At 64.8% G+C, this 1482-nt stretch carries 1 pseudogene; it reads left to right on the forward strand.

The features are described from left to right. Positions 1-1482: pseudogene (locus AC0L23_RS39885) on the forward strand (SDR family NAD(P)-dependent oxidoreductase); the annotation flags it as partial.

The following is a 1482-nucleotide window of genomic DNA, read 5'->3' on the forward strand; positions in this document are numbered from 1 at the left end:
ATGACGCGTCTTTCGCATCTCACCTTGCGCAATTTCATGATCGCGCTCCACGACCTGCTGGCGACCACGGCGGCGCTGTTCGCCGCCTTCTATCTGCGCTTCGAGGGCGGCGACGGCTTCTTCGACCGCCTGCCGCTGCTGATTCAGATCCTGCCCTATTTTCTCGCTTTCAGCGTGGTCGTGTTCTTCGTCTTCAACTTGACCACGACGAAATGGCGCTTCATCTCGCTGCCCGACGCGCTGAACATCATTCGCGTCGCGACCGTGCTGACGGTTGCGCTCCTGGCGCTCGACTACATCTTCGTCGCCCCCAACGTCCGTGGCGCCTTCTTCCTCGGCAAGGTGACGATCGTCCTCTACTGGTTCCTTGAAATTACCTTTCTCAGCGCCTCGCGGATGGCCTATCGCTACTTTCGCTACACGCGGGTGCGGCGCCACGCCAGGACCGAGCACGCCGCACCGACGCTGCTGATCGGGCGCGCCGCGGATGCGCTCTCGATTCCGCGCAACAGCACCTCGGCAGCGACGGCGATAGCACGCCGACCGGCCAGACGCGCTTGATCGCCCCCGTTCCGATCGCGGCCAGTTCATCCGCAACGTGCCGGTGCTGGGCGACGTCGATGACATCGAGGACGTCATCGCCGACTTCGCCAAGCGCAACAAGGCGATTGCCCGCGTGGTGATGACGCCGTCGGCGTTCGAGCCGGACGCCTATCCGGAATCGATCCTGATAAGGGCGCGAAAGCTGGGCCTGATCGTTAACCGCATGCCCTCGCTCGAGAGCGGCGACACGCCGCGACTGACCGCCGTCGCCGTCGAGGACCTGCTGCTGCGACCGAGTGAGACCATCGACTACGCGCGGCTCGAAGCCCTGATCAAGGGTAAGGCGGTGATCGTCACCGGCGGCGGCGGCTCGATCGGCTCCGAGATCTGCGAGCGCGTTGTCGCGTTCGGCGCCGCGCGCCTGCTGATTATGGAAAATTCCGAGCCGGCGCTCTATGCGGTCACGGAAACACTCGCGTCGGATGGATCGGGCGCTGCGATCGAGGGGCGGATCGCCGACATCCGCGACCGCGCGCGTGTCATGCGTCTGATGGCCGAGTTCAAGCCCGACATTGTGTTCCATGCCGCGGCGCTCAAGCACGTGCCGATCTTTGAGCGCGACTGGAGCGAGGGGGTCAAGACCAACATCTTCGGTTCGATCAACGTCGCCGATGCGGCGCTTGCCGCCGGCGCTGAGGCCATGGTGATGATCTCGACCGACAAGGCGATCGAGCCCGTGTCGATGCTCGGCCTGACCAAGCGTTTCGCCGAGATGTACTGTCAGGCGCTCGATCAGGACCTCGCGACCGCCGCCGGCGGCGCCAGGCCGCCGATGCGGCTAATCTCGGTCCGGTTTGGCAATGTGCTGGCGTCGAATGGCTCGGTGGTGCCAAAGTTCAAGGCCCAGATCGATGCCGGCGGTCCCGTGACGGTCACGCA

This window comes from Bradyrhizobium sp. MI1.4 (genome assembly GCF_055811315.1).